Origin of the sequence: Streptomyces shaanxiensis, from assembly GCF_039537145.1 — a bacterium.
GTDB classification, from domain to species: domain Bacteria; phylum Actinomycetota; class Actinomycetes; order Streptomycetales; family Streptomycetaceae; genus Streptomyces; species Streptomyces shaanxiensis.
Genome location: NZ_BAAAZY010000012.1, coordinates 782,793 through 808,211 on the forward strand (window position 1 = coordinate 782,793; position 25,419 = coordinate 808,211).

The following is a 25,419-nucleotide window of genomic DNA, read 5'->3' on the forward strand; positions in this document are numbered from 1 at the left end:
TAGCCGAGGTTACTGAGGGGTATGGGCCGAGTGGGAAATGAGTGCGGAAAGTGGGCCGACAGCCCCTGGGCGCGGCGGGTTAGGGTCGGCACCATGGCCGACACCTCTCTTGACCTCACGCTGGACGCCGCGCGGCTCACCGCGCAGCTCGTCGACTTCCCCTCCGTCAGCGGCACGGAGAAGCCCCTCGCGGACGCCATCGAGACCGCCCTGAGCGCGCTGCCGCATCTGACGGTCGAGCGGTACGGCAACAACGTCGTGGCGCGGACGAACCTGGGGCGTCCGGAGCGCGTGATCCTCGCCGGCCACATCGACACGGTGCCGATCGCGGACAACGTCCCGTCGAGGCTGGACGAGGACGGCGTCCTGTGGGGCTGCGGCACCTGCGACATGAAGTCGGGCGTGGCGGTCCAGCTCCGCCTCGCGGCGACGGTCCCGGCCCCTAACCGCGACCTGACCTTCGTCTTCTACGACAACGAAGAGGTGACCGCCGACCTCAACGGCCTCAAGCACGTCGCGGAGAACCGTCCGGAGTGGCTGGAGGGCGACTTCGCGGTGCTGCTCGAGCCGTCCGACGGCGAGGTCGAGGGTGGCTGCCAGGGCACGCTGCGGGTCCTCCTCAAGACCACGGGCGAGCGCGCCCACTCCGCGCGCGGCTGGATGGGCTCGAACGCGATCCACGCGGCCGCCCCGATCCTGGCCCGGCTGGCCTCGTACGAACCGCGCTACCCGGTGATCGACGGCCTGGAGTACCGGGAGGGCCTGAACGCGGTCGGTGTCTCGGGTGGCGTGGCCGGCAACGTCATCCCCGACGAGTGCGTCGTGACGGTCAACTTCCGCTACGCCCCGGACCGCACCGAGGAGGAGGCCGTCGCGCACGTCCGCGAGGTCTTCGCCGACTGCGGAGTGGAGGAGTTCGTGGTGGACGACCACAGCGGCGGGGCGCTCCCGGGCCTCTCGCACCCGGCGGCAGCGGCGTTCATGGAGGCCGTCGGCGGCACCCCGCGCCCGAAGTACGGCTGGACGGACGTCTCCCGCTTCTCGTCCCTGGGCATCCCCGCGGTCAACTACGGCCCCGGCAACCCGCACTTGGCGCACAAGCGGGACGAGCGGGTGGAGACGGCGAAGATCCTGGCGGGGGAGGAGCGGCTGCGGGCGTGGCTCACGGCGTAGTGGATGGCCGGCCGGGGGATCGCCGGGACGGCGCTTCACGGCGGTCATGCTCACGTCCCCCGTCCGTAACCCACGTGGATCTACGCTGAGGTGGAACGACCTGCAAGACCCGCAGGCCCCGAAGTGGAGGGAGCGTACATGGCTACCGGTAACCCCGAGGGGAAGAAGCAGCCACCGTCGGAGCAGCGTCTGGGACCGGTCCTGCGCAGGCGGGGCCAGGTGACGGCGAGTACCACCGACCAGCGGCTGCTGGACGCGGGCGGCCCGTCGGACTGGGTCCACACGGACCCCTGGCGAGTCCTGCGCATCCAGTCGGAGTTCATCGAGGGTTTCGGTACCCTCGCCGAACTCCCGGCGGCCATCAGCGTGTTCGGCTCGGCGCGCACACCGGTCGACTCTCCCGAGTACGACGCCGGAGTGCGCCTCGGCCGCGGCCTGGTCGAGGCCGGCTTCGCGGTGATCACCGGCGGTGGCCCCGGCGCCATGGAGGCGGCGAACAAGGGTGCGTGCGAGGCGAAGGGCATCTCGGTCGGCCTCGGCATCGAGCTGCCCTTCGAGCAGGGGCTCAACCCCTACGTCGACATCGGCCTGAACTTCCGGTACTTCTTCGTCCGCAAGATGATGTTCGTCAAGTACGCCCAGGGCTTCGTGGTCCTCCCCGGCGGCCTCGGCACCCTCGACGAACTCTTCGAGGCCCTCACCCTGGTCCAGACCCAGAAGGTCACCCGCTTCCCGATCGTCCTGTTCGGCAGCGAGTACTGGGGCGGCCTGGTCGACTGGCTCAAGAACACCCTGATCGCCCAGGGCAAGGCCTCGGAGAAGGACCTGCTCCTGTTCCACGTGACGGACGACGTGGACGAGGCGGTGGCGTTGGTGTCGAAGGAGGCGGGCCGCTAGCGCGCGGCTTGGTGCATCCAGCCCGTCCGGCGTTTGAGGACAAGGCCCCTTAAGGGCCGAAGCGGGGGTCTGGGGGCGGCAGCCCCCAGGGCAGGGCCGGGGTCGAACAGAGCCCCTGGGGACGGGACGGGTAGGGGCGGCGGGGGCGAGGAAAAGGCGTTACGCCAACCCCCGCCGCGCCACCGCCGGCGCCCGATGCCCAGCGATCGACGCCACCATGTCCAGCACCTGCCGCGTCTCCGCCACCTCGTGCACCCGATACACCTGCGCCCCCAACCACGCCGACACCGCGGTGGTGGCCAGCGTCCCCACCACCCGCTCCTTCACCGGCTTGTCCAGCGTCTCCCCGACAAAGTCCTTGTTCGACAGGGACACCAGCACCGGCCACCCCGTCGACACCATCTCCCCCAACCGCCGAGTCGCCTCAAGACTGTGCCGCGTGTTCTTCCCGAAGTCGTGCCCGGGATCGATCATGATCGACTCCCGGGGGACCCCCAGCGACAACGCCCGCTCGGCCAACCCCACCGTCACCCGCAGAATGTCGGCCATGACGTCGTCGTACGTCACCCGATGCGGCCGGGTCCGCGGCTCCGCACCCCCGGCGTGCGTACACACCAGCCCCACCCCGTACCGCGCGGCGACCTCGGCCAGCCCGGGATCCACCCCACCCCACGCGTCGTTCAGCAGATCCGCCCCGGCCTCGCACACCGCCGCCCCGACATCGGCCCGCCAGGTGTCCACGCTGATCACGACATCCGGAAACCGCCGCCGCACCTCGGCCACGAACCCGACGGTCCGCCGCGCCTCCTCCTCGGCGGTCACCTCGTCCCCCGGCCCGGCCTTGACCCCACCGATGTCGATGATGGCCGCCCCCTCCGCCACGGCCTGCTCCACGCGCGCGAGGGCCGGCTCGTCGCGGAACGTCGCCCCCTGGTCGTAGAAGGAGTCCGGGGTCCGGTTCACGATCGCCATGATCACCGGCTCGTGCGTGCCGAACTCACGCGTGCCCAGCCTGAGCATCCCCTGTGACCTCTCCTAGTACGTGCTGGCAAGTTGCCTGCATACGGCCGCCTGCGACCCTAACTGTCAGAGTCGCATGGCACGATCGGACACTGACACACTCGACCGCACGCATTAACGGACCGTGGGGGCCACAGCGATGGTTATGTTCCTGTTCCTGGTCGTCGCGCTGGCCGTCGTGGTCGCCGCGGTGACGCTCGCCGTGGTGGGCGGCGGCGAGGGCGACGGTCCGCTGCCGGACGCCGCGCCCGAGCGCCTCCAGGACCCGCTGCCGCCGGACCGCCCCGTCAACCGCGCGGACATCGAGAGCCTCCGCTTCCCGCTCGCCGCCCGCGGCTACCGCATGGCCGACGTCGACGACGCCCTCAGCCGCCTCGGCGCCGAGCTCGCCGAGCGCGACGCCCGCATCGCCGACCTGGAGTCCGCACTGGCCGGCGCCCAGGCGGGGCCCGGCGGCCGGGTGCCGATGGACAAGCCCGCCCCGGAGGACCAGCAGTGAGCGACGGCACGGCACTCGCCGGTCCGGACGGCGCCCTGCGGTGCCCCTGGGCCCTGTCCACCCCGGACTACGTGGCGTACCACGACGAGGAGTGGGGCCGCCCGGTCCACGGCGACGACGCGCTCTACGAACGCCTCAGCCTGGAGGCCTTCCAGTCGGGCCTGTCCTGGATCACGATCCTGCGCCGCCGCGAGGGCTTCCGCGCCGCCTTCGCGGGCTTCGAGATCGCCAAGGTCGCGACGTTCACGGACGCCGACAGGGACCGCCTCCTCGCCGACGAGGGCATCATCCGCAACCGCGCCAAGATCGACGCGACCCTGGCCAACGCGCGCGTACTGGCCGAGTGGGCCCCGGGCGACCTGGACGAACTGATCTGGTCCCACGCCCCCGACCCGGCCACCCGCCCGATACCGAAGACCCTGGCGGACGTCCCGGCCGTCACGCCGGAGTCGACGGCGCTGAGCAAGACCCTGAAGAAGAGGGGCCTGCGCTTCGTGGGCCCGACGACGGCGTACGCCCTGATGCAGGCGTGCGGCCTGGTGGACGATCACCTGGAGTCGTGCGTCGCCAGAAGCGCCCCGTGAGGGGCGCCGGGCGCCCCGAGCTCACCGGCCCAAGTACTTCGGCTTCTCCTTGTTGACGAAGGCCTGGACCGCGATCGCGTGATCCTCCGAGGACCCCGCCCGAATCTGCAGCTCGTCCTCCTTCTCCAGGGTCTCGTCCAGCGAGTGCGACAGCCCGAACGCCACCGCCTCCTTGATCGCCCCGTACGCCACCGTCGGCCCCTCGGCCAACGCCCGCGCCACCTTCTCGGCCTCGCTCCGCAGCTCCGCGGAAGGCACCAGCCGGTTGGCGATCCCCAGCTCGTACGCCTCCTGCGCCTTGATGTTCCGCGGGAAAAGCAGCAGGTCAGCGGCGCGCCCAGGCCCCACAACCCGCGGCAGCGTCCACGAGATCCCGGAGTCGGCGGTCAGCGCCACCCCCGCGAACGACGTATTGAAGGCAGCCGTGTCGGCCACGACCCGGTAGTCCGCGGCCAGCGCGAACCCGAAGCCCGCCCCCGCCGCGACCCCGTTCACCCCGGCCACCACCGGCTTCGCCATCCCGGCGAGCGCCCGCACGATCGGGTTGTAGTGCTCCCGCACCGTGCTCATGGTGTTCCGCGACCCGGTCTCCCGGTCCGCGACCAGCAGCCCGATGTGCTCCTTCAGGTCCTGCCCCACACAGAACGCCCGCTCCCCGGCCGCGGTCAGCAGCACGGCCCGTACGGCGTCGTCGCCCGCCGCGGCCTGGGCCGCGTCCCGCAGAGCGACCTTGGCCGCGATGTTCAGCGCGTTCATCGCCTCGGGGCGGTTCAGCGTGATCGTCGCGAGTCCGTCGCTCACCTCGTAGAGCACGGTGTCGACCATGGTGTATCCCCTCCGGCTTTCGCGGCTCGGGCGTACTCGTCAGTACGCACATGTCTGAAGGACAGCATGGCGGAGATCATCGACAACGGCCCTGACCGGACGTGTGACCTGCGTCAAAGAATTCACGACCGGTTCTGTTCGGTCCAGGCGTGTGCGGTGGCGCAGTATCGCAGTCACATCGCCGAATTGAGTGGTTTTGCTCGCGCGCGTTGCCCAAGCGATGCCGACTGATGTTGGTCATCGGGTCCTGAGATGCGGGATAATGGCTTGGAAGCAATGTGTTCGATGCCGGTGTCGCGTGTCTCATGCCAGGCGCGCGTGCCCTCCATGGGGCCGTCGGCTTTGACTATGAGCTGGTTTCAGGAAGGGGAACGAGCATGGCGGCCATGAAGCCGCGGACGGGCGATGGCCCGCTCGAGGTGACCAAGGAGGGGCGGGGCATCGTCATGCGCGTTCCGCTCGAAGGCGGCGGTCGGCTCGTCGTCGAGCTGACCCCTGACGAGGCCGACGCACTGGGCGACGCCCTCAAGAAGGTCGTCGGCTGACGCGGAAGCGACCCTACCCTTTCGGTGGCCCCGGCATCGCACATGGTGCCGGGGTCGCTGTTTGTCCCGGTAGGGTTGCGGTCACCGTTTGACGGCGCACAGCAGGCCGTCCCCGACCGGCAGCAGTGACGGCACCAGCTCCTGGCTCTCGCGCACCGCGCGCAGCAGCTCCCGGATGCGTATGACCTCCGTGGGCTGCGGGCCCGAGTCCACCGTGCGGCCGTTGGCGAAGACGCCCTCGAAGACGACGAGGCCACCCGGACGCAGCAGGCGCAACGATTCAGCGAGATAGTCGAGGAACTCCAGCCGGTCACCGTCACAGAAGACGAGGTCGTAGCCGGCGTCCGCGAGGCGGGGCAGGACGTCCAGGGCGCGGCCCGGGATGAAGCGGGCGCGGTTGCTGGCGAAGCCGGAGGCGCGGAAGGCCTGGCGGGCGAACTGCTGGTGCTCGGGTTCGGGGTCCACCGTGGTCAGCACGCCGTCGGGGCGCATGCCGTGCAGGAGATGGATGCCGGAGACGCCGGTACCGGTGCCGATCTCCGCCACCGCCTTCGCGTCCACCGAGGCGGCCAGCATCCGCAGCGCGGCGCCCGTGCCGGGCGACACCGAGCGCAGTCCCGCCTCACGGGCCCGGTCCCGGGCCCAGCGCAGGACTTCGTCCTCGGCGACGTAGGCGTCGGCGAACGCCCAGCTCGTCTGCCGGTTGCCGGTAATGACCCTCTCCTGTCCCCGTGGTTGCCTGGGCGTGACTGTATCCGTTACGGGCGGGAACCCGCAGATGGGACCGGGCGTTTAGAGGGGTGGGAAGACGAGCGGGGGGACACAGTTGGATCACGATGACGAGCGAGACCGCGAGCAAGTGCTGACGCAGGCCCACCAGCCCTATCAGCCCAGATCAAATTCTCGTAAAACCGCTTATCCGGAGCTAACGGGCGAGGTGGCTATGGTAGGGGCTCCACTGGACACCACCAGAGCCGACAGGGGAGGTGCGGCTGCGCCTGTGGATCGGAGAGGAGTGCTGCGGCGCTTCCTCGGATCGGCGGGCAGGCCGAAATCCGTGAACGACACCGCTGACCACAGCCACGCCGGCGACTTCGCCCAGACCGCGACCTTCTCCACCGACGCGGACGGGCAGGCGTGGACTCCGCCCACCTGGGAGGAGATCGTCAGCACGCACAGCGGACGGGTCTACCGGTTGGCGTACCGCCTCACCGGCAACCAGCACGACGCCGAGGACCTGACCCAAGAGGTCTTCGTCCGCGTCTTCCGCTCCCTGTCGACCTACACGCCGGGCACCTTCGAGGGCTGGCTGCACCGCATCACCACCAACCTCTTCCTGGACATGGTCCGCCGCAAGCAGCGCATCCGCTTCGACGCGCTGGGCGACGACGCGGCCGAGCGGCTGCCCAGCAAGGAGCCCACGCCCCAGCAGGTCTTCAACGACGCGCACTTCGACGCGGACGTCCAGCAGGCCCTCGACACCCTCGCGCCCGAGTTCCGCGCCGCGGTCGTCCTGTGCGACATCGAAGGGCTGTCGTACGAGGAGATCGCCGCGACCCTGGGCGTCAAGCTCGGCACCGTCCGGTCCCGTATCCACCGGGGCCGCTCGCAGCTGCGCAAGGCCCTCGCCCACCGCTCGCCGGAGGCGCGCGCCGAGCGCCGCTCCTTCGTGCCGCGTGTGGCCGCACTGGGGGGAGGGGGCGCGACCGCGTGAGTGGCTCCCGACCCAACCCCGCCGAACGGCTCCTGGCCGAGCAGCACCTTGGCGACCGACTCTCCGCCCTCGTCGACGGAGAGCTCGGTCATGACACGCGCGAGCGCGTCCTGGCCCACCTGGCGACATGCGCCAGGTGCAAGGCCGAGGTCGACGCCCAGCGCCGACTGAAGAACGTCTTCGCGGAGGCGGCCCCGCCGCCTCCCTCCGAGAGTTTCCTCGCCCGTCTTCAGGGTCTCCCCGGGGGAGGTGACCTGGACGGCGGCGGCTCGCCGCTCGGCGGGGGAGGGTTCGGCGGACTGTCCGGACGGCCCGGTCCCACCGGGGTGTTCGGCGTGAAGCGCAGCGACCGCTTCGAGTTCGGATACGTCCCCTCGCGTCCGCACGGCCCCGCGCTCCCCGACTCGTCGGACCGTGGCTTCCGCACCCATCCCGTGAGCCGTCAGGACGCCGACCGCTCCGGGTCCTCCCGGATGCGGTTCGCGTTGGTCGCGGCGGGCGCGGTGTCCCTGGCGGCGATCTCGCTGGGCGGCGTGACCACGAGCGCGCCGACCGACGCGGAGGCGCGCGGCGGCTCGGGCGGCAGCAATGCGACGCCTGCGCGGACGCAGGGCACCGGCGCCGCGACGGCACCCGAGAACCAGCGCCGCCGTGGAGTCGGCCCACTGCTCGCGCAGGGGCAGGGCCAGGGGACGCCGGACACCCCGGCGGCCCCGACCCAGGTGTCGGCCCCCCTCCTGCCTGGGATGCCGGCCCAGCACGCCGACCAGGAGATGCACACCCTGACGGCGCCCGTGGTGGCCGGCGCGGCCGCCATGTCCCCGCTGATACGCCCGCTCAGCGAGACCCCGCCGCTCACCCTGACCTCGTGGTCCAAGGTCTCCGAGATCACGGCGACCCCTGATCTGCTCGCCGCACCCGTCCCCGACGCGACGTCATCCCCCTCCACCTCCGCCTCTCCCGCCACCGGTCGCTGACCCGGCCTCTGCGCAGCGGCCCACGAACCTGATTGAATCCAGGGTGGGCCGCGCCCTGGCCCGAGGTCTGGGCGCGGAGTCGTCGAATCGCGGCCACCGTTGACGCCGCGTGCCGGATGGGGGAGGGAGCACGAGGGCGCCGGTTTCCTGAGGGAACTCGAGCGCGACAGCGCACAGTTGAGTAGGCATTCGGGCGCCGGGACCTTCCCGGTGGCGGCCTGCCGAGGAACCAGGGGTGGGACGCCGGCAGACCGGCGCGGTCGTTGTCGCGGTCCGCGGAGCGACGGCCCATCGGCCGGGTCCCTGCGGATACGGCGAAATGCGAAGCGTCCTACTCGAGCAACGGTCAGCAGCGAGCAGGAAGCAGAGCATGAACGAGGGGAAGCCCGCGAAGGCGAAGTGGTGGAACCGACCTCGGCCGCAGGAGTCGTCGGCCCAGGCGGAGGACACCGCACCGACGCCGGACGGGACGAGCGGGACGGCACCCGGGGGCACACCGGACGCGACCGAGCCCACGGCACCGGGGGGCAGCGGCGAGCGGGGCCTCAGTGGTGTCACGGACGGCGACTTCGAGCTCGCACGGCCCGCTGCACGTGCGGCCGACGACGCGGCTTCGACGGACGGGGACTTCGAGCTTCCCCGCCCTGGTGCCGGTGGCAGTGGTGGTGACGCGGCTTCCGCCGAGGGTGACTTCGAGCTTGCTCGGCCCGGTGCCGGTGGCAGTGGTGGTGACGCGGCTTCCGCCGAGGGTGACTTCGAGCTTGCTCGGCCCGGTGCGGGTGGCAGCGGTGGAGAGGCGGATTCGGCCGAGGGTGACTTCGAGCTGGCGGGGCCGGATGAGGTGTCCGCCGACGGTACGGCCAAGACTCCCGCAGAGCCCGCCGACGCACACCCCAAGCCCCTGCACGACCCCGACCCCTACAGCACCCCGCCCTACGGCGAGCCCGGCCCCTGGGCGCCCGCTCCGCCGGTACAGCACCCGGCGACCACACCCGCACACGGGACGGCCGTACCGATGCCGCCCCCGGCAGTGCACGGCACGCCGGTGCCGTCGGCGGCTCCGGTGCCTGCAGCCGGCGTAACGGTTCCGCCGCCGCACCCGGCCCCCAGCACTCCGCCCCCGCCCCCGGCAGCCGGCGCCCCTGCTCCGGTCCTGCCACCTCCAGCTCCTGGCATCGCGCCCGTCCCCGCACCGGCCCCCGGAATCCCCGCCCAGCCGGCGCCCCCGGCCGCCGACACCGTTGCCCAGCCGACTCCGGCCCAGGTCACTCCGCCGCAGCCGATCCCGCACCAGCCGCCCCCGCCCCAGGCCACCGCACCACAACCCACCCCACCTCCCAACACCCCCACCCAAGCCACCCCCGCACCCCCATACGCCGACCCACCACCCCCCACCACCCCCTGGCAGAACTACGACCCCTGGGCCGCCAACCTCCACCCGGCCGGCCCGCTCCAGCAGAACGGTGCCGCGGTCGCCACCGAGCAGCAGCGGCGTAAGCGGGCCAAGAAGGTGATCCTCGTCGGGATCCTGCTGGTCGCGCTCGTGTCCGGAGGGGTCGGTGGGGTCGTGGGGGCGTATCTCGAGCGCAGCGGTGGTGTGGGGGAGCTGGAGCTGCCGCAGGCCGGGGCCGAGGCCGAGGGGCGGGCGCCGGACAGTGTTGCCGGGATCGCCGCTCGTGCGCTGCCCAGCGTCGTGACGCTGCATGTGAGCGGGAGCGAGGAGCAGGGCACCGGGACCGGGTTCGTGCTCGACGGCCAGGGGCACATCCTCACCAACAACCACGTCGTCGAACCCGCCGGGGAAGACGGCGAGATATCGGTGACCTTCCACAGCGGTGACACCGCCAAGGCCACCGTCGTCGGACGGGACGGCGGCTACGACCTCGCCGTCGTGAAGGTCAGCGGGGTCAGCGGGCTCACCCCCCTGCCGCTCGGCAACTCCGACAACGTCCAGGTCGGCGACCCGGTCGTCGCCATCGGCGCACCGTTCGACCTGGCGGGCACCGTCACCTCCGGCATCATCAGCGCCAAGGAGCGGCCCATCACGGCCGGCGGGGAGAGCGGCGACGGAAGTGACGTGTCCTACGTGGACGCCTTGCAGACCGACGCGCCGATCAACCCCGGCAACTCCGGCGGCCCGCTCCTCGACGCCCGGGCCCGTGTCATCGGCATCAACTCCGCCATTCGTTCCGCCGACAGCGGCTCCGACCTCGACAGCGGCCAGTCCGGCTCCATCGGCCTGGGTTTCGCCATCCCGGTCAACCAGGCCAAGCGTGTCGCCGAGGAGCTGATCAACACCGGTAAGGCCACTCACCCGGTGATCGGCGTCACCCTCGACATGGACTACACGGGCGACGGTGCCCGCGTCGGGGCCAAGGGCAGCGACGGCGGTCCCGCGGTCACCACGGGCGGCGCCGGGGACAAGGCCGGCATCAAGCCGGGCGACGTCATCACCTCGGTCGACGGCCAGCGCGTCCACTCCGGCGAGGAACTGATCGTCAAGACCCGCGCCCACCGCCCCGGTGACCGGCTCGAACTGACCTTGGAGCGCGACGGCAAGGAGATCACGATCTCGCTCACGCTGGGCTCGTCGAGCGGGAACTGAGCGGAGACCGAGCAGGAACAGAGCGGGAACCAAGCAGGAACAGAGCCAGGGCCGAGACTCACAGAAACCTCACAGCGCTTCCCGCGTCACCGCCCCTCAAGGGGCCTGACAAGGCAAACAACCCGGAAAACCCCACGCCCACCCGCATTCGGAGGCCTCGGGACAGTACCGGTCGTAGCGGATCGCCGGGTACCGTGGATCCGGCCCGGACCACGGAAGACCCGCAATCGACCACCGAGGGCCGAGGACCGCGGACATCGCAAGGAGCTTCAGGTGTTCAATGACATAGGACCGCTCGAGCTGGTGACGCTCATCGTCCTCGCCGTGCTCGTCTTCGGTCCGGACAAGCTCCCCAAGCTCATCCAGGACGTCACGCGGACGATCCGCAAGATCCGCGAGTTCTCGGAGGGAGCCAAGCAGGACATCCGGCAGGAACTCGGCCCGGAGTTCAAGGACTTCGAGTTCGAGGACCTCAACCCCAAGACGTTCATCCGCAAGCAGCTGGACAACGACGACCTGGGGCTCAAGGAGATCCGCAACGGCTTCGACCTGAAGAAGGAAATGGCCGAGGTCACCGACTCCGTCCACGGTCGTGACTCGGAGTTGTCGGCGGCCTCCTCGGGCTCCTCCGGCGGCAGCATCGACATGACCAAGAAGCCCGAGAACCCCCGCGACGAGCGCCCGCCGTTCGACGCGGACGCCACCTGAGCCTGACGCACACGGCCGTACGAACACGGGGTCGGAACACCGCTCGTACGTGACGCTTCTCATACTCCGCGCGGGTCGCGCGCGGCCTGAACCCGCCCCCTGTGCGCCCCACGCGCCGGGCGCTTTCCCTGCTGCTCGAAGCGGTGTGGCTATGCTGCCGAGTTGTTGGGCGGGCTGTCCCTGAACGAGTGGCGCCGCCCGAAGGGGGGCGGGCCGGCCGGTCCGTCGAGAACGAGGAGGCGTCCGGGCACATGGAGACGACGAGTCAGACGACGAGTCGGGCAGTCGCGCAGGCACCGGCCGCGGAGAGCGGACAGCAGGTCCCCTCCGCCCGGCGCACGGTCGACGGCTACCTGCTGGCGCCCTTCCCGTGGTACGGCCTCGACGAGGCCTTCACGGGGCCACGCTGGCTGATGCAGGTCGGCACGGCGGCCGACGGGGCCGTGGAACACGGATCGATCGGGCACGGTGACGAGCCCTCCGTGCGGAACGAGGCGTCGGAGGACCGGGAGAGGTTCGCGGTCGTCGTGACCGTCGCGGCGAATCCGTCCCGCAGGAGCGCCGACGGTACGGGGCTGCTGGAGGCGACGTCGGTGTCGTCGGCGGCATGGCTCGCGGGGGTGGGGCTGCTGTCGTTCACGTGGCCGGGGCAGATGGATCACTCGCTGCGTGACGACTGGCTGGACCAGCAGACCGAGACGGCGTGGGCGCTCGCGGACGACCTGGCCGGTCCGGACTGGTCGACGCTCTCCCTGCCGGTGGACGGCGTACCGACGCCCTTCCACTACCGCGAGTCCGAGTTCGGCTGGGTACTGGCCGGCTCGACTCAGGAGGGAGTGCACGTGGGGGCGTACGGGAGAGGCATGAGCGCGTACGGGCTCGGGTTCGCGATGATCAAGGACATCGCGGCCTACGCCTAGTCATCGCCCTGGACCCGGACAGAGGTACGACGATGGGGGCGCCGTCCGTGAGACGGCGCCCCCATCGTCGTACGGGAATCAGAACTTGTTGCGCGGCGTGATGCCCAGCGACATGCCCGACAGGCCACGCTGGCGTCCGCCCAGCTTCCCGGCGATCGCCCGCAGCGCCGAGCCCGCCGGGGAGTCCGGGTCGGTCAGGACCACCGGCTTGCCCTCGTCGCCGCCCTCGCGCAGGCGGACGTCGATGGGGATGCTGCCGAGGACCGGGACGTTCGTGCCGGTCGTGCGGGTCAGGCCGTCGGCGACCACCTGGCCGCCGCCCGTGCCGAAGACGTCGACCATCTCGTCGCAGTGCGGGCAGGGCAGCCCGGACATGTTCTCGACCACGCCGACGATCTTCTGGTGGGTCTGTACGGCGATGGAGCCGGCGCGCTCGGCGACCTCGGCCGCGGCCTGCTGCGGGGTCGTGACGACCAGGATCTCGGCGTTCGGGACCAGCTGGGCGACGGAGATCGCGATGTCGCCGGTGCCGGGCGGGAGGTCCAGGAGGAGGACGTCGAGGTCGCCCCAGTAGACGTCCGCGAGGAACTGCTGGAGGGCGCGGTGGAGCATCGGGCCGCGCCAGACCACCGGGGCGTTGCCGGGCGTGAACATGCCGATGGAGATGACCTTCACGCCGTTCGCGGACGGCGGCATGATCATGTTCTCGACCTGGGTGGGACGCCCGTCCGCGCCCAGCATGCGCGGCACGCTGTGGCCGTAGATGTCGGCGTCGACCACGCCCACCTTGAGGCCGTCGGCCGCCATCGCCGCCGCCAGGTTGACCGTCACCGACGACTTGCCGACGCCGCCCTTGCCGGACGCGACCGCGTACACGCGGGTCAGCGAGCCGGGCTTGGCGAAGGGGACCTCGCGCTCGGCGGTGCCGCCGCGCAGGGCGTTCGCCAGCTCCTTGCGCTGCTCGTCGCTCATGACGTCGAGCGTGACGTCGACGCGGGTGACGCCGTCGACCCCGGAGACCGCGTCCGTCACGCGCTGCGTGATCGTCTCGCGCATGGGGCAGCCGGAGACCGTCAGGTACACGGTGACCGCGACCGCACCGTCCGCACCGATCTCCACCGACTTGACCATCCCGAGTTCCGTGATGGGTCGGTTGATCTCCGGGTCGTTCACCGTCGCCAGTGCTTCGCGCACCGCGTCTTCCGTAGCCATAAGGACGATGGTACGGCGCGGTAGCCATACCCCGGAAAGCCCGTCAGCGGTCGTCTACGTCACGTCCCGCCGACCGTTCTGCCGGGAATACCCCGTGCTCGCGGTGACCGTTCGGCCGTTCCTCCAGCTCCTTCATCAGGTCCTGCAGCTCCGAGCGCATCCAGTCGCGGGTGGCGACCTCGCCGAGCCCGATGCGCAGGGCGGCGATCTCGCGGGTCAGGTACTCGGTGTCCGCGATCGACCGCTCGTTCTGCTTGCGGTCCTGTTCGAGGTTGACCCGGTCGCGGTCGTCCTGCCGGTTCTGCGCGAGCAGGATCAGCGGGGCGGCGTAGGAGGCCTGCAGGGACAGGACCAGGGTGAGGAAGATGAACGGGTACTCGTCCCAGCGCAGGTAGCTCGGTGCGGCGATGTTCCACAGCACCCACACGACGATCACGACCGTCATCCAGACGAGGAACCGCCCGGTGCCGATGAAGCGGGCGACGCGCTCCGAGAGCCGTCCGAAGGCCTCCGGGTCCCATTCGGGCAGGATCCGGCGGCGCGGCGGACGGGGTTGGTCGAGGCGCGGGCGGGGCGTCCGGGTGGCCGCGGTGGCGCCCGACGGCATGCGCTCGCGCGTGCCCTCGCGCTCATGAGCCATGGGCGGCCACCTCCTCGCCGTCGTCCAGGTGGAACTCCGTCTCCCGCCAGTCCTCGGGCAGCATGTGGTCCAGCACGTCGTCCACGGTCACCGCGCCCAGCAGCGAACCGGACTCGTCGACGACGGGCGCCGCGACCATGTCGTACGTCGCGAAGAACCCGGCGACGACCGGCAGCGCGGCGTCCGGCTCCAGCGGTAGCAGGTCGTCCTCGGCGAGCAGTGAGCTGACCAGCGTGTAGGGCGGGTCGCGCAGCAGGCGCTGGAAGTGGACCGTGCCCAGGTACTTGCCGGTGGGGGTCTCGTCGGGCGGGCGGCAGACGTAGACCTGGGCGGCGAGGGCGGGGGTCAGGTCGGGGTTGCGGACGCGGGCGAGGGCGTCGGCGACGGTGGCGTCCGGGCGCAGGATGATCGGCTCGGTGGTCATCAGCCCGCCGGCCGTGTGCTCCTCGTACGCCATGAGACGGCGCATGTCGGCCGCGTCGGCGGGCTCCATCAGGCTCAGCAGCCGCTCCTGGTCGTCCTCCGGGAGCTCGCCGAGCAGGTCGGCCGCGTCGTCCGGGTCCATGGCCTCCAGGACGTCCGCGGCGCGCTCCTCCTTCAGCTTGCCGAGGATCTCGATCTGGTCGTCCTCGGGGAGCTCTTCGAGTACGTCGGCCAGGCGGTCGTCGTCGAGGGCGGCGGCGACCTCGGCGCGGCGCTTGGGGGAGAGGTGGTGCAGGACGTTGGCCAGGTCGGCGGGGCGCAGCTGTTCGAAGGTGGCGAGCAGGCTCTCGGCGCCCTGCCCCTTCTCCTCCAGGGAGAAGCCGGTGACGGCGGACCACTCGACGGTCAGCGACTCTCCCTTGGCGCGGCGCAGAGGGCCGCTCCTGCCGCCCTTGCGCACGAACACCCGGTCGATCTCCCAGTCCCGGCGGGCCGGCCGTTGTTTCACCGACAGATCGAGGACGGTGACCTCCTCGCCGGTCTCGACGAGCGTGACGCGCCGGTCGAGCAGCTCGCCGAAGACCAGGCGCTCGGTGGGGCGCTGCTCGAACCGGCGGACGTTGAGCACGCCGGTGGTGATGACCTGGCCGGACTCGATGCTGGTCACGCGGGTCATGGGGAAGAAGATGCGGCGCCGGGTGGACAGTTCGACGACGAGGCCGAGCAGCCGTGGAGGGCGTCGGGCGACGCGCAGTATGACGACCAGATCACGGACACGGCCCACCTGGTCGCCGTTCGGGTCGAAGGCGGCGATGCCGGCGAGGTGCGAGACGAAGATCCGGGGAGCGCCGGCTGCCATGGCTGAGGCTCCTTCGTGTGCGGGGTGTGCCGTGTTGCTGGTGCGGTTCCGTGGGCAGGCCGCATATCCGAATTGCCCGCTCGGGTGGGCTTCAGGCTAGCCCGTCCGGATCCGATATGCCCTGGTGAGCGGTACGGACGGACTGGCTCCGCTCGGGCTCCGAGGCCCCGGTACGCTGCCGTACGCCGCTCGGGTCCCACAACAGAAAGGCAGCCCCACCTGTGACTGCGATTCCCCAGGGTCGTGCGCGCCGGGCCGCGCTGGTGAGCGCCGTGTGTGCCCTGGTCGTGTCGGGAACGGGACTGACGGGATGCAGTGAGGACCCCGACGAGGGCACCAACGGGGTCGGCAAGCTGCCGCCCGCCGAGATCCAGCGCAAGACCCGCACGGCGGCGGACTCCGCCGAGGCGGTGCGCCTCTCGGGGAGCGTGGTGACCAGTGGGCGCACCTACAAGCTCGACATGCAGCTGAAGGCCGACGGGGCGACGGGGTCGGTGACGGCCCAGGGAGCGACGTTCCAACTGCTGCGGATCGGTCAGCGGCTGTATCTGAAGGCCGACGCCGGCTTCTGGAGCGACGCGGGCGCGGCGAGCGGCGACAAGGGGGACGCCGCGGCCGCGGGCAAGCTGGACGGCAAGTATGTGAAGGTGCCGCAGGGCGACCCGTCGTACAAGAAGTTCAGCGGCTTCACGGAGAAGGACGTACTCCTCGACGGCCTGCTGACCCTCCACGGCACGCTGGCCACTGACGGACACCACGAGCAGGCCGGCACCCGCATCATCCGTATCACCGGCGACAAGGGTTCCGGCGGCACCCTCGACGTCTCCCTGGAGGGCACCCCGTACCCCCTGCGCCTGGTCCGGGCGGGCGGCGCCGGCACCTTGACGTTCTCCTCCTGGGGCAAGGACTTCGCCCTGAAGGAGCCGGCCAAGGACGACACGGTGGACTACGGCAAGCAGCTGCCGACGTCCTAGGCGCCGAGCGGGCCGTCGGCTACTTCCGCTTGCGCCTCTTCATCAGCAGCTTCGGCAGCCCGGCCGGAATCGGCTGCCGGGTCGTCGCCGGCGTCGGCAAGGGCGCCTCGGCCAGATTGCCGTCGGGCAAGGGCGCGGTCGTGCCCGTCGGCTCCAGGCGGACGACCCGGCATTCGCGCGCCCAGCGCTGCGGCATCGCCTCGCCGTCGGGGGCGTTCAGGCGCTTGCCCTTGAGCTCGGCGACCGCGGCCTCCCACTGCTCGGAGCCCGACGGCAGTTCCACGACCTTCGCCGACCACGTGACCAGCCGGCCGCCCTTGTCCTTGCTGCGGACCGTCACCTCGGCCTCGGCCCCGTCGGCCAGCCCCGGCAGCGGCTGCTCGCCCGGACCGTCGCCGATGACACACGCCGCACCCTCGTGCCACACGTGCCACAGCGCGCGGGCCGGGTGACCGGGCCCCTTGACCCAGATGAGGCCGGACTTCTTCGTGGCCTCCTCGACGAGGGCCTGGTCGAGCAGCTCGCTTGTCATGCGCCCAGCCTATCCAGGCACCGTCACAGCCAGCCGTTGCGCTTCAGGGTGCGGTGGATGCCCAGGCAGATGACGCCCGTGATGGCCATGATCACCGGGTAGCCGAACTTCCAGTGCGTCTCCGGCATGTAGTCGAAGTTCATGCCGTACACCCCGCACACCATCGTCGGTACGGCGATGATCGCGGCCCAGGACGTGATCTTGCGCATGTCCTCGTTCTGCGCGACGGACGCCTGCGCGAGGTTGGCCTGGAGGATCGAGTTGAGCAGCTCGTCGAAGCCGATGACCTGCTCCTGGACGCGGGCGAGGTGGTCGGCGACGTCCCGGAAGTACTTCTGGATGTCCGGGTCGATCAGCCGCATCGGCCGCTCGCTGAGCAGCTGCATGGGACGCAGCAGCGGCGACACCGCCCGCTTGAACTCCAGCACCTCGCGCTTGAGTTGGTAGATCCGGCCGGCGTCCGTGCCGCGCGGCGAGCCCTTCCGCCCCGGCGAGAAGACCTCGGTCTCCACCTCGTCGATGTCGTCCTGCAGCGCGTCGGCGACCGCGATGTACCCGTCGACGACGTGGTCGGCGATCGCGTGCAGCACCGCCGAGGGACCCTTGGCGAGCAGCTCGGGGTCGTCCTGCAGCCGGTGCCGCAGCGCCCGCAGCGAGCCCTGGCCGCCGTGCCGGACGGTGATGAAGAAGTCCCGCCCGGTGAAGCACATGACCTCGCCGGTCTCGACGACCTCGCTGCTGGCGGTGAGCTCGTCGTGGTCGACGTAGTGGACGGTCTTGAAGACGGTGAAGAGGGAGTCGTCGTAGCGCTCCAGCTTGGGCCGCTGGTGTGCCTGGACCGCGTCCTCGACGGCCAGCGGGTGCAGCCCGAACTCGCTTGCGATACCGGCGAATTCGGCCTCGGTCGGCTCGTGCAGGCCGATCCAGACGAAGCCGCCGTCCCGGCGCACCTGGCGCATCGCCTCGTGCGGGGTGAGGGGCTTCGGGGTCTCGACCCGGGCGCCGTGCCGGTAGACGGCGCAGTCGACGACGGCCGAGGGCGTCGCGGGGTCGCGGGTGGTGTCGTACGTGCCGTTGTCCTTGCGCAGCGAGACGCGGGACGGGCGGACCACGGCACGCAGGTCGCGGATCATCGACATGAGCAGGCTCCTTCGCAACGGGCAACGAAGCGTGGAGGGCCGCAGCACGGGTGGAACTGCCCGGAATGGGGACGTCCTGACCTCAGGATGTTTGGCACGTCCACAAAGCGGGGAGCACCGCACCGTCGCGGTGATGGGCTTCGTTGCTGGTTCAGATCAGACCGATCAGGCAAAGCGAAACGAAGTGCTCTTCCGTGTGAGGACGCGAGCGTGAAAGGCGGCGGTCAGCCAGAGCCGGAACAGCCGAATCAGCTACATCAGCGGCGGGAAGAGCGAGTGGTACTACCAGGTCGACTTCGATCCATGACAGCCCCACCTCCTCCGGCCGGTCCCTCGTGAGGGACGTTCCATACCCCGTTCGGGGTTCCCCGTAGGGGAGTCAATCTCGGCGTCGGGACTCGATCGCGACGCTTCTGCGTGCTGCCCCGAACACCGGGCAAGAGTATCAGCCGACTGAAGTGTCAAGGCGCTGCTTTGCCCGGTACTGACGAGTTCTATGCTCGGCCCATGGCTGATGTTCTTCCTCTGGTCGAAGCCCGGTTGCGCACCGCGCTGGGCGAACCGGACGCTCGCGCGGCGGTCACCTTCCTCGGTACGGACCGCATCGAGGTGCTCCGTTTCCAGGAGGGCGACATCGTCCGCTACGCCACGCTCGGCATGTCCGCGCAGCCCATGAACGACCCCACCGCGATGGTCGCCGACCCGGTCAAGGGCGCCCGCGCGGAGCTGGTCCTCACGGTCCGCTCGGGTCTGGCCGACACCGACAAGGTGCTCCGCCCGCTCGCCGTACTCGCCGCGTCCCCGCAGGTCGAGGGCGTGATCGTGGCCCCGGGCGCGTCCCTGGACGTGGGCGAGCCGCTGTGGCCCGGCGCCCCGTTCACCTCGGTCCTGGTCGCCGAGCCGGGCGGTCTGGTCGAGGACCTGGAACTCGACGAGCCCCTCGACCCCGTGCACTTCCTGCCGCTGCTCCCCATGACCCCGAACGAGGCCGCCTGGAAGCGCGTGCACGGCGCCCAGGCTCTCCAGGAGCGCTGGCTGACGAACGGGACGGACCTGAGGGATCCCGCCCGCGCGTCCGTCCCGCTGGAGTGAGGAACCTCACCAACCGGTGGCTGAAAAGCGTCAGTTGGCGAACACGGTGACGCTGTCCTCGGTCGCGTGCCTCGTCTCCAGTTCCTCGGCCTCGTCGCTGAGTGCCTTCCGCCGTACGACGACCACGAGCGCGCCCGCCACCGCCGTGACCGCCGCCACCACGAACGGGATGCGCGGACTGCCGGTCCACTCCTGGATCCTCGGCGCGAAGAAGGGCGCGGCCGCCGCCGCGAACCAGCGCACGAAGTTGTAGCCCGCGCTCGCCACGGGGCGCGGCGCGTCCGAGACGCCGAGGGCCAGTTCGGTGTAGACGGTGTTGTTCACGCCGATGAACGCGCCGGACAGGATCGTGCAGACCACGGCGGTGGTGTGATCGCCGTAGCCGAGGACCAGCACGTCCACGGCGAGCAGCACCAGCGAGCCGCCGAGCACCGTCAGCGAACCGAACCGCTTCTGCAGGCGCGGCGCCACGATCACCGAGAACACGGCGAGCAGCACACCCCAGGCGAAGAACACCGCGCCGGACCGGTACGGGCTCATGTCCAGCACGAACGGGGTGAAGGCCAGCACGGTGAAGAACGTGTAGTTGTAGAAGAACGCCGAGACCGCCGCGGACGCGAGGCCGCCGTGGCCGAGCGCCCTGATCGGGTCGAGCAGCGAGGTCTTGCGGGCCGGCCTGGGCTGTTCCTTCAGGAACACCGCGATGCACAGGAAGCCGACGGCCATCAGGAAGGCCGTACCGAAGAACGGGTAGCGCCAGCTGGCGTCGCCGAGCAGCGCGCCCAGCAGCGGCCCGCACGCCATGCCGAGGCCGAGGGCGGACTCGTACAGCAGGATCGCCGCGGCGCTCCCGCCTGCCGCCGCGCCGACGATGACCGCGAGGGCCGTGGAGACGAAGAGCGCGTTGCCGAGCCCCCAGCCCGCCCGGAACCCGACCAGTTCACCGACCGATCCGGACGTGCCCGCGAGTCCGGCGAAGACGACCACGAGAGCGAGGCCGAGCAGCAGGGTCTTGCGGCCGCCGATCCGGCTGGAGACGAAGCCGGTGACCAGCATCGCCACGGCGGTGATGAGGAAGTACGAGGTGAAGAGGAGGGAGACCTGTCCGGCCGTGGCGTTCAGGCCGCTCGCGATGGACGGCAGGATCGGGTCGACGAGTCCGATGCCCATGAAGGCGACGACGGACGCGCCGGCGGTCGCCCACACGGCCTTCGGCTGCCGCAGGATGCCGCCCGCTCCCGCGCCTAGGGGGTCCATGCCGTACTCCGATCTCGAAGGTAGTGGTTGCCGGTTACACATAGTATGTTAGCTAGGCTAATTAATGCAAGCTACATCTATATGGGCTGTGGTGAACGGTTCCGCCCGGACGGGTGATCGTCCTTGACGTGGCGCACGAGGGGTAGGACCGTGGGGCCCTATGAGGGGCGAACCCAGTTGCCCGAAGTGTGGTGGCCGGGTCAGGGCTCCCGGACTCTTCGCCGACACCTGGCAATGCGATGTGCACGGCACCGTGCATCCGGTGCAGCCCGTGATCCCGCCCAGCGTCGAGGCCCTCGGCGTGGTCGTGCATCGCACGCAGGTGCCGGTGTGGATGCCGTGGCCGCTGCCGATCGGCTGGCTGTTCACGGGTGTCGCCAGCGCGGGCGACGACCGCAGCGGCGGGCGCGCGACCGCCGTGGCGTGCTCCGGGCCCGGACCGCTCGGCGGCATGGGCGAGATGATCCTGGTCGCCGAGGAGCTCGGCGTCGGCCTCGGTGCGCGTTACGCGGGCATCGACGGACCGGATCCGGGGCCGTACATGAACGTCGAGAAGCCGCCGCAGGCGAAGGTCCTGGCCGCCGGGCGTCCGACGCCGCTGTGGCACGTGTCGGGTGCGCCCGGCGATCGTGCCGTGTTCGCGGGTGAGGCGCTCGGGATGTGGTTCTGGGCGGTCGTGTGGCCCGAGCAGTCGGGGCTGTTGATGTACGACGAGCTGGTGCTGACGGATCTGCGGGATGCGGGAGCCGAGCTGGATCTGGTGCCCTGCGGGGCGCTTTCGCCGCGCCTGCTGGAACCCTAGGGGCGGGGAGCGCCCCCCGTGTAGGGGGTGCACAGCCGTTTAGGGTGTGACATGGACGTTGAAAATCCGGCTATCCTTGAGCGTCCCCACCCGTACCGTCCCCGACTGGAGTCCGCGTCGTGCGTATCGACCTGCACACCCACTCCACCGCTTCCGACGGCACGGACACCCCGGCCGAGCTGGTGCGCAACGCGGCGGCGGCCGGGCTGGACGTGGTGGCGCTCACCGACCACGACACGACCCGTGGGCACGCCGAGGCGATCGCGGCGCTGCCCGAGGGGCTCACCCTCGTCACCGGCGCCGAGCTGTCCTGTCGTATCGACGGCATCAGCATGCACATGCTGGCCTACCTCTTCGACCCGGAAGAGCCCGCGCTGCTCGCCGAGCGGGAGCTGGTGCGGGACGACCGGGTGCCGCGAGCGCAGGGCATGATCGCCAAGCTCAACGAGCTGGGCGTGCCGGTCACCTGGGAGCAGGTGCTGCGGATCGCCGGCGACGGCTCGGTCGGGCGGCCGCACGTCGCCTCCGCGCTGGTCGAGCTGGGTGTCGTACCGACCGTGGGTGACGCCTTCACCGAGGACTGGCTGGCCGACGGCGGCCGGGCCTACGTGGCGAAGCACGAGACCGACCCCTTCGAGGCGATCCGGCTGGTCAAGGCCGCGGGCGGGGTCACCGTCTTCGCGCATCCGGCCGCGAGCAAGCGGGGCCGTACGGTGCCGGAGTCCGCGATCGCGGAGCTGGCCTCCGCCGGGCTCGACGGCATCGAGGTCGACCACATGGACCACGACCCCGACACGCGTGCGCGGCTGCGCGGGCTCGCGAAGGAGCTCGGGCTGCTGGTCACCGGGTCCAGCGACTACCACGGCAGCCGCAAGACGTGCGTGCTCGGGGAGTACGCGACGGATCCCGAGGTGTACGGGGAGATCACGCGGCGGGCCACCGGGGCGTTTCCCGTCCCGGGGGCCGGCGGGGTCTGAGGTCTCTCGCCCTCACGTCTCTTCTCAGGCACCCGGCGCTGTCGGCTGTGCCCACCCGTTCCGCCCTGCGGAACGTTTGCCCCCAGCGGTAGCGGCACGGTACGGCGCAGCGTTGCCCGCCTGCCACCGCGCGTTCCACTCACTTCGCAAGGCTCCCTTCCTCATGTTCGATCTCGCCGTCTTCGGCTCCCTCTTCCTGACCCTGTTCGTCATCATGGATCCCCCCGGGATCACCCCGATCTTCCTCGCGCTCACCTCCGGCCGGCCGGTCAAGGTGCAGAAGCGGATGGCCTTCCAGGCCGTCTGTGTGGCGGGCGGTGTGATCACGGTCTTCGGGCTTCTCGGCCACCAGATCCTCGACTACCTGCACGTTTCCGTCCCCGCGCTGATGATCGCGGGCGGGCTGCTGCTCCTGCTGATCGCGCTCGACCTGCTCACCGGCAAGACGGACGAGCCGAAGCAGACCAAGGACGTGAACGTCGCCCTCGTACCGCTGGGCATGCCGCTGCTGGCCGGGCCGGGTGCGATCGTGTCCGTCATCCTCGCCGTGCAGAAGGCCGACAGCGTGACCACGCAGGTGTCGGTGTGGTCGGCGATCCTCGCCATCCATGTCGTGCTGTGGCTCGTGATGCGGTACTCGCTGCTGATCATCCGGGTCATCAAGGACGGCGGCGTGGTCCTGGTGACGCGGCTCGCGGGCATGATGCTGTCGGCGATCGCCGTGCAGCAGATCATCAACGGCGTCACGCAGGTCATTCAGGGGAGCTGAGCCCCCGGACGCTGCAAGGGCCCCGTACGGCGTCGTAGCCGTACGGGGCCCTGAAGCTTCTTCGCGGATCCGCGTGTTACGAGGCCGAGGCCTCAGCCGGGCGGATCCACAGCCGCTGACCGATCGAGGCGGCCTGCTGAACGATCCGGTTGACGGAGGCGGCGTCCACGACGGTGCTGTCCACGGGCGTGCCGTCGACCTCGTCGAGTCGCATGATCTCGAAGCGCATGGCTTCTCCCTTCGTCTGGTCATCCTCCCGATGAGCACTGCTGGGGAGAACTACTGGGTTACACAAGTAGTCAACGGGCTGCGTGTTACAAACATTCCCTACGCTAAGGAAATTTTTCGAACGGCTAACTACTGACCGGTAAGTGGTTGCTCGGGGATCAAGGGGGGACTGACCGGGACCGGTTGTGTTCGCAGCGTGACCGCCGGGACAATGGAGGTGATGAACGACGACCTCGCGGCCCTCGCCGCCCGCATCGACCGCACCAACGAGCTGCTGCAACGCATGCTCGCCGAGGTGGCGAAGACGCCCTCGACCCATGCGATCTTCGTCGACGCGGGTTATCTGTACGCCGCCGCGGGGCGGCTGGTCGCCGGGACGGAGGACCGCCGGGCCTTCGATCTGGACGCCGAGGGTCTGATCGAGGCGCTCATCGACCGGGCGCGCACGATCTTCGCGGACAGCAGGCTGCTGCGGGTCTACTGGTACGACGGTGCGCGGCGCCGTATCCACACGGCCGAGCAGCAGTCGATCGCCGAGCTTCCGGATGTGAAGGTGCGGCTGGGCAACCTCAACGCCAACAACCAGCAGAAGGGCGTCGACTCGCTGATCCGGACCGACCTGGAGTCACTGGCCAGGCATCGCGCCATCAGCGACGCGGCGCTGCTCGGCGGGGACGAGGACCTGGTCTCGGCGGTCGAGGCCGCGCAGGGGTACGGCGCGCGGGTGCACCTGTGGGGCATCGAGGCGCCGGAGGGCCGTAACCAGGCCGAGCCCCTGCTCTGGGAGGTCGACAGTCAGCGCACCCTCGACCTCGACTTCTTCAAGCCGTACGTCTCCCGGCGCACCGCCGCCGCGTACGAGGCGGCGGCCGGGGCTCGGCCGACGCGGGAGGACGTGCGGTTCGTCGGCGCGCAGATCGCGGCGAAGTGGCTCGCGGCGCGGGGACGGGAGTCGCTGGTCGAGCTGCTGCCCGGGCACCCGTACCTGCCCGGCTCGGTGGACCAGGACCTGCTGGTGGAGGCGGAGGGCCTGCTGCAGTACTCGCTGCGCGGGCAGGCCGATCTGCGGCGGGCGTTGCGGGACGGGTTCTGGGAGCACCTGCAGGCGCAGTACTAGGCGTTCGCCGGGGGTGTGCCCTCGGCGCCGTCCACGCTGCGCCAGAAGTCGGCGACGGCCTGGGACGTGCGCAGGGGCTGGTCGGCGTTGGGGGAGTGCTCGGCGCCGGGGATGACCGTCCGGCGGGCCTTCAGCCGGGCGGCCATGTCGTCGAGGACCGGCACCGGCCAGGTGTCGTCGCTGGCGCCCGACAGGACGTGGAACGGGAGCGGGAGGGCGGCGAGTTCGTCGACCCGGTCCGGCTCGGTGCACAACTGACGTCCCGTGGCGATGAGTTGCGCGGGCTTCGTGCCGAGCCACCGCCTGCGCAGCAGCTCGGGGCCGCCGATGCCGCGTGCCGGGCCGCCGACCTCCTCCGGCGGCCCCATGGCGCGGATCGCCTCCCAGGTCTCGGTCATGGTCATCACCGCGAGCGCGTCCCGCAGCAGCTTCACGCGCTGCTGCTGGGAGTCGGAGATCTGGGCGGGACCCGATGCCATGAGGGTGAGGGAGCGGAACGGCGCGTGGTCGAGGAGAACGGCCGCGCGGGCGATCTGGCCGCCCAGGGAGTGGCCGAGGAGGTGGAGGGGGGTGTCGTCCATGCCGAGGGCCGCCGCCTGGGCGAGGACGTCCTGGGCCAACTCGCTCCGCGTGTAAGCGGATTCGTCGTCCTGCGGTCCGTCCGACTCGTGCTGCCCGCGTCCGTCGACGGCGACGGTGCGGTAACCGCGCTCCGCTAGCGGCTCGTGCATCAGCGTGAAGTCCTCCTTGCTGCCGGTGAATCCGGGGAGCAGCAGGGCGACGCCTCGGGGTTCGACGCCGGGGGCGGCGGGGTGGTCCACGACGGCGAAGGAGCCGCGAGAGGTCTGCAGGAGGTAGGCGCGGGCGTTCGGGGGCGGCGTGGAGGCGGGTTGGGTGGTCACGGGGGGAGGGTAGCGGGTGGGGCGCGGCC

28 protein-coding genes are annotated in these 25,419 nt (G+C 70.8%); 17 read left to right on the forward strand and 11 right to left on the reverse strand.

Annotated features, from left to right (window positions below; translation table 11 throughout):
* The first annotated feature begins 93 nt into the window (after positions 1-93).
* On the forward strand, positions 94-1,173 hold the full coding sequence (dapE, locus tag ABD932_RS26550) for a succinyl-diaminopimelate desuccinylase (protein ID WP_345016022.1): 1,080 nt from the start codon (positions 94-96) through the stop codon (positions 1,171-1,173).
* A 138-nt stretch (positions 1,174-1,311) separates the two neighbouring features.
* Complete coding sequence (locus ABD932_RS26555) at positions 1,312-2,070, forward strand: LOG family protein (RefSeq protein ID WP_345016023.1); 759 nt, start codon at positions 1,312-1,314, stop codon at positions 2,068-2,070.
* Positions 2,071-2,229: 159 nt separating this feature from the next.
* On the opposite strand, the gene folP is transcribed toward ABD932_RS26555, so the two are convergent.
* On the reverse strand, positions 2,230-3,090 hold the full coding sequence (folP, locus tag ABD932_RS26560) for a dihydropteroate synthase (protein WP_345016024.1): 861 nt from the start codon (positions 3,088-3,090) through the stop codon (positions 2,230-2,232).
* Between the two features lie 145 nt (positions 3,091-3,235).
* On the opposite strand from folP, the gene ABD932_RS26565 reads away from it, so the two are divergent.
* Positions 3,236-3,589: a DivIVA domain-containing protein gene (locus tag ABD932_RS26565; RefSeq protein ID WP_345016025.1), complete on the forward strand. Its 354-nt coding sequence runs from the start codon at positions 3,236-3,238 to the stop codon at positions 3,587-3,589.
* A complete protein-coding gene (locus ABD932_RS26570; protein ID WP_345016026.1) occupies positions 3,586-4,173 on the forward strand; it encodes a DNA-3-methyladenine glycosylase I in 588 nt (195 codons plus the stop codon). Before ABD932_RS26565 ends, ABD932_RS26570 begins: the two co-directional genes overlap by 4 nt.
* A 21-nt stretch (positions 4,174-4,194) precedes the next feature.
* Here the strand turns inward: ABD932_RS26570 and chcB are convergent, their stop codons facing one another.
* Entirely contained in the window at positions 4,195-4,998 is an 804-nt protein-coding gene (gene chcB, locus ABD932_RS26575) for a 2-cyclohexenylcarbonyl CoA isomerase (RefSeq protein ID WP_345016027.1), read from the reverse strand.
* Positions 4,999-5,064: 66 nt separating this feature from the next.
* Between chcB and ABD932_RS26580 the strand changes: the two genes are divergently transcribed.
* Together ABD932_RS26580 and ABD932_RS26585 are read left to right on the forward strand one after the other, a co-directional pair.
* On the forward strand, positions 5,065-5,229 hold the full coding sequence (locus ABD932_RS26580; protein ID WP_345016028.1) for a hypothetical protein: 165 nt from the start codon (positions 5,065-5,067) through the stop codon (positions 5,227-5,229).
* A gap of 146 nt (positions 5,230-5,375) precedes the next feature.
* The gene (locus ABD932_RS26585) at positions 5,376-5,543 is read left to right on the forward strand and encodes a DUF3117 domain-containing protein (RefSeq protein ID WP_003966491.1); all 168 of its coding nucleotides are present in this window, start codon (positions 5,376-5,378) and stop codon (positions 5,541-5,543) included.
* Between the two features lie 81 nt (positions 5,544-5,624).
* On the opposite strand, the gene ABD932_RS26590 is transcribed toward ABD932_RS26585, so the two are convergent.
* Positions 5,625-6,323, reverse strand: a complete 699-nt coding sequence (locus ABD932_RS26590) for an O-methyltransferase (RefSeq protein WP_308400797.1) — start codon at positions 6,321-6,323, stop codon at positions 5,625-5,627.
* Between the two features lie 235 nt (positions 6,324-6,558).
* Here ABD932_RS26590 and sigE point away from each other — a divergent pair, with 235 nt between their 5' ends.
* From sigE to ABD932_RS26615, 5 genes are all read left to right on the forward strand, one after another.
* Positions 6,559-7,257, forward strand: a complete 699-nt coding sequence (sigE, locus tag ABD932_RS26595) for an RNA polymerase sigma factor SigE (RefSeq protein WP_093906778.1) — start codon at positions 6,559-6,561, stop codon at positions 7,255-7,257.
* Complete coding sequence (locus ABD932_RS26600; protein WP_345016029.1) at positions 7,254-8,234, forward strand: anti-sigma factor family protein; 981 nt, start codon at positions 7,254-7,256, stop codon at positions 8,232-8,234. The genes sigE and ABD932_RS26600 overlap by 4 nt, the downstream gene beginning before the upstream one ends.
* Before the next feature lie 370 nt (positions 8,235-8,604).
* A complete protein-coding gene (locus tag ABD932_RS26605; protein ID WP_345016030.1) occupies positions 8,605-10,839 on the forward strand; it encodes a S1C family serine protease in 2,235 nt (744 codons plus the stop codon).
* Between the two features lie 273 nt (positions 10,840-11,112).
* Entirely contained in the window at positions 11,113-11,547 is a 435-nt protein-coding gene (locus ABD932_RS26610) for a sec-independent translocase (RefSeq protein ID WP_345016031.1), read from the forward strand.
* A gap of 251 nt (positions 11,548-11,798) precedes the next feature.
* Positions 11,799-12,467, forward strand: a complete 669-nt coding sequence (locus tag ABD932_RS26615) for a hypothetical protein (protein WP_250088801.1) — start codon at positions 11,799-11,801, stop codon at positions 12,465-12,467.
* A gap of 78 nt (positions 12,468-12,545) precedes the next feature.
* Here ABD932_RS26615 and ABD932_RS26620 read toward each other — a convergent pair whose 3' ends face one another.
* From ABD932_RS26620 to ABD932_RS26630, 3 genes are read right to left on the reverse strand one after another with little or no spacing between them, the layout of a single operon-like run.
* Positions 12,546-13,679 (reverse strand): Mrp/NBP35 family ATP-binding protein, encoded by a 1,134-nt coding sequence (locus ABD932_RS26620; RefSeq protein ID WP_345016032.1) that lies wholly within the window; start codon positions 13,677-13,679, stop codon positions 12,546-12,548.
* A 43-nt stretch (positions 13,680-13,722) separates the two neighbouring features.
* Positions 13,723-14,319 carry a DUF1003 domain-containing protein gene (locus ABD932_RS26625; protein ID WP_345016033.1) on the reverse strand — a complete coding sequence of 199 codons (597 nt, stop codon included), beginning with the start codon at positions 14,317-14,319 and terminating at the stop codon, positions 13,723-13,725.
* Positions 14,309-15,601, reverse strand: coding sequence for a magnesium transporter MgtE N-terminal domain-containing protein (locus tag ABD932_RS26630; RefSeq protein WP_345016034.1), 1,293 nt, complete (start codon positions 15,599-15,601; stop codon positions 14,309-14,311). The genes ABD932_RS26625 and ABD932_RS26630 overlap by 11 nt, the downstream gene beginning before the upstream one ends.
* 221 nt (positions 15,602-15,822) lie before the next feature.
* Between ABD932_RS26630 and ABD932_RS26635 the strand changes: the two genes are divergently transcribed.
* The gene (locus tag ABD932_RS26635) at positions 15,823-16,575 is read left to right on the forward strand and encodes a hypothetical protein (RefSeq protein ID WP_345016035.1); all 753 of its coding nucleotides are present in this window, start codon (positions 15,823-15,825) and stop codon (positions 16,573-16,575) included.
* 19 nt (positions 16,576-16,594) lie between these two features.
* On the opposite strand, the gene ABD932_RS26640 is transcribed toward ABD932_RS26635, so the two are convergent.
* Together ABD932_RS26640 and ABD932_RS26645 are read right to left on the reverse strand one after the other, a co-directional pair.
* A complete protein-coding gene (locus tag ABD932_RS26640; protein ID WP_345016036.1) occupies positions 16,595-17,107 on the reverse strand; it encodes a hypothetical protein in 513 nt (170 codons plus the stop codon).
* A 23-nt stretch (positions 17,108-17,130) separates the two neighbouring features.
* Positions 17,131-18,246, reverse strand: a complete 1,116-nt coding sequence (locus tag ABD932_RS26645) for a magnesium and cobalt transport protein CorA (RefSeq protein ID WP_126394887.1) — start codon at positions 18,244-18,246, stop codon at positions 17,131-17,133.
* A gap of 507 nt (positions 18,247-18,753) precedes the next feature.
* Here ABD932_RS26645 and ABD932_RS26650 point away from each other — a divergent pair.
* Positions 18,754-19,338, forward strand: a complete 585-nt coding sequence (locus tag ABD932_RS26650) for a suppressor of fused domain protein (RefSeq protein WP_345016037.1) — start codon at positions 18,754-18,756, stop codon at positions 19,336-19,338.
* 30 nt (positions 19,339-19,368) lie between these two features.
* Here ABD932_RS26650 and ABD932_RS26655 read toward each other — a convergent pair whose 3' ends face one another.
* Positions 19,369-20,595: an MFS transporter gene (locus ABD932_RS26655; protein ID WP_345016038.1), complete on the reverse strand. Its 1,227-nt coding sequence runs from the start codon at positions 20,593-20,595 to the stop codon at positions 19,369-19,371.
* Positions 20,596-20,755: 160 nt separating this feature from the next.
* Between ABD932_RS26655 and ABD932_RS26660 the strand changes: the two genes are divergently transcribed.
* The 3 genes from ABD932_RS26660 (at position 20,756) to ABD932_RS26670 (ending at position 23,143) form a co-directional block, all read left to right on the forward strand.
* Positions 20,756-21,397 (forward strand): DUF6758 family protein, encoded by a 642-nt coding sequence (locus ABD932_RS26660; protein ID WP_126394893.1) that lies wholly within the window; start codon positions 20,756-20,758, stop codon positions 21,395-21,397.
* A gap of 119 nt (positions 21,398-21,516) precedes the next feature.
* On the forward strand, positions 21,517-22,374 hold the full coding sequence (locus ABD932_RS26665; RefSeq protein ID WP_345016039.1) for a PHP domain-containing protein: 858 nt from the start codon (positions 21,517-21,519) through the stop codon (positions 22,372-22,374).
* A gap of 163 nt (positions 22,375-22,537) precedes the next feature.
* A complete protein-coding gene (locus ABD932_RS26670) occupies positions 22,538-23,143 on the forward strand; it encodes a MarC family protein (protein WP_345016040.1) in 606 nt (201 codons plus the stop codon).
* A 76-nt stretch (positions 23,144-23,219) separates the two neighbouring features.
* Here ABD932_RS26670 and ABD932_RS26675 read toward each other — a convergent pair whose 3' ends face one another.
* Entirely contained in the window at positions 23,220-23,372 is a 153-nt protein-coding gene (locus ABD932_RS26675; protein WP_107049884.1) for a hypothetical protein, read from the reverse strand.
* A 219-nt stretch (positions 23,373-23,591) separates the two neighbouring features.
* Here ABD932_RS26675 and ABD932_RS26680 point away from each other — a divergent pair, with 219 nt between their 5' ends.
* Positions 23,592-24,488, forward strand: coding sequence for an NYN domain-containing protein (locus tag ABD932_RS26680; protein WP_345016041.1), 897 nt, complete (start codon positions 23,592-23,594; stop codon positions 24,486-24,488).
* Here ABD932_RS26680 and ABD932_RS26685 read toward each other — a convergent pair.
* Positions 24,485-25,390 (reverse strand): alpha/beta fold hydrolase, encoded by a 906-nt coding sequence (locus tag ABD932_RS26685; RefSeq protein WP_345016042.1) that lies wholly within the window; start codon positions 25,388-25,390, stop codon positions 24,485-24,487. The two genes, ABD932_RS26680 and ABD932_RS26685, sit on opposite strands and share 4 nt — an antisense overlap.
* Positions 25,391-25,419 lie beyond the last annotated feature (29 nt).

Excerpts from the sequence above, each read along its gene's own strand:
- dapE (WP_345016022.1), top strand. The coding sequence starts at position 94 with ATGGCCGACACCTCTCTTGACCTCACGCTGGACGCCGCGCGGCTCACC.
- ABD932_RS26555 (WP_345016023.1), top strand. The coding sequence starts at position 1,312 with ATGGCTACCGGTAACCCCGAGGGGAAGAAGCAGCCACCGTCGGAGCAG.
- folP (WP_345016024.1), bottom strand. The coding sequence starts at position 3,090 with ATGCTCAGGCTGGGCACGCGTGAGTTCGGCACGCACGAGCCGGTGATC.
- ABD932_RS26565 (WP_345016025.1), top strand. The coding sequence starts at position 3,236 with ATGTTCCTGTTCCTGGTCGTCGCGCTGGCCGTCGTGGTCGCCGCGGTG.
- chcB (WP_345016027.1), bottom strand. The coding sequence starts at position 4,998 with ATGGTCGACACCGTGCTCTACGAGGTGAGCGACGGACTCGCGACGATC.
- ABD932_RS26580 (WP_345016028.1), top strand. The coding sequence starts at position 5,065 with ATGGCGGAGATCATCGACAACGGCCCTGACCGGACGTGTGACCTGCGT.
- ABD932_RS26585 (WP_003966491.1), top strand. The coding sequence starts at position 5,376 with ATGGCGGCCATGAAGCCGCGGACGGGCGATGGCCCGCTCGAGGTGACC.
- ABD932_RS26605 (WP_345016030.1), top strand. The coding sequence starts at position 8,605 with ATGAACGAGGGGAAGCCCGCGAAGGCGAAGTGGTGGAACCGACCTCGG.
- ABD932_RS26615 (WP_250088801.1), top strand. The coding sequence starts at position 11,799 with ATGGAGACGACGAGTCAGACGACGAGTCGGGCAGTCGCGCAGGCACCG.
- ABD932_RS26620 (WP_345016032.1), bottom strand. The coding sequence starts at position 13,679 with ATGGCTACGGAAGACGCGGTGCGCGAAGCACTGGCGACGGTGAACGAC.
- ABD932_RS26625 (WP_345016033.1), bottom strand. The coding sequence starts at position 14,319 with ATGGCTCATGAGCGCGAGGGCACGCGCGAGCGCATGCCGTCGGGCGCC.
- ABD932_RS26630 (WP_345016034.1), bottom strand. The coding sequence starts at position 15,601 with ATGGCAGCCGGCGCTCCCCGGATCTTCGTCTCGCACCTCGCCGGCATC.
- ABD932_RS26640 (WP_345016036.1), bottom strand. The coding sequence starts at position 17,107 with ATGACAAGCGAGCTGCTCGACCAGGCCCTCGTCGAGGAGGCCACGAAG.
- ABD932_RS26645 (WP_126394887.1), bottom strand. The coding sequence starts at position 18,246 with ATGTCGATGATCCGCGACCTGCGTGCCGTGGTCCGCCCGTCCCGCGTC.
- ABD932_RS26650 (WP_345016037.1), top strand. The coding sequence starts at position 18,754 with ATGGCTGATGTTCTTCCTCTGGTCGAAGCCCGGTTGCGCACCGCGCTG.
- ABD932_RS26655 (WP_345016038.1), bottom strand. The coding sequence starts at position 20,595 with ATGGACCCCCTAGGCGCGGGAGCGGGCGGCATCCTGCGGCAGCCGAAG.
- ABD932_RS26660 (WP_126394893.1), top strand. The coding sequence starts at position 20,756 with ATGAGGGGCGAACCCAGTTGCCCGAAGTGTGGTGGCCGGGTCAGGGCT.
- ABD932_RS26670 (WP_345016040.1), top strand. The coding sequence starts at position 22,538 with ATGTTCGATCTCGCCGTCTTCGGCTCCCTCTTCCTGACCCTGTTCGTC.
- ABD932_RS26675 (WP_107049884.1), bottom strand. The coding sequence starts at position 23,372 with ATGCGCTTCGAGATCATGCGACTCGACGAGGTCGACGGCACGCCCGTG.
- ABD932_RS26680 (WP_345016041.1), top strand. The coding sequence starts at position 23,592 with ATGAACGACGACCTCGCGGCCCTCGCCGCCCGCATCGACCGCACCAAC.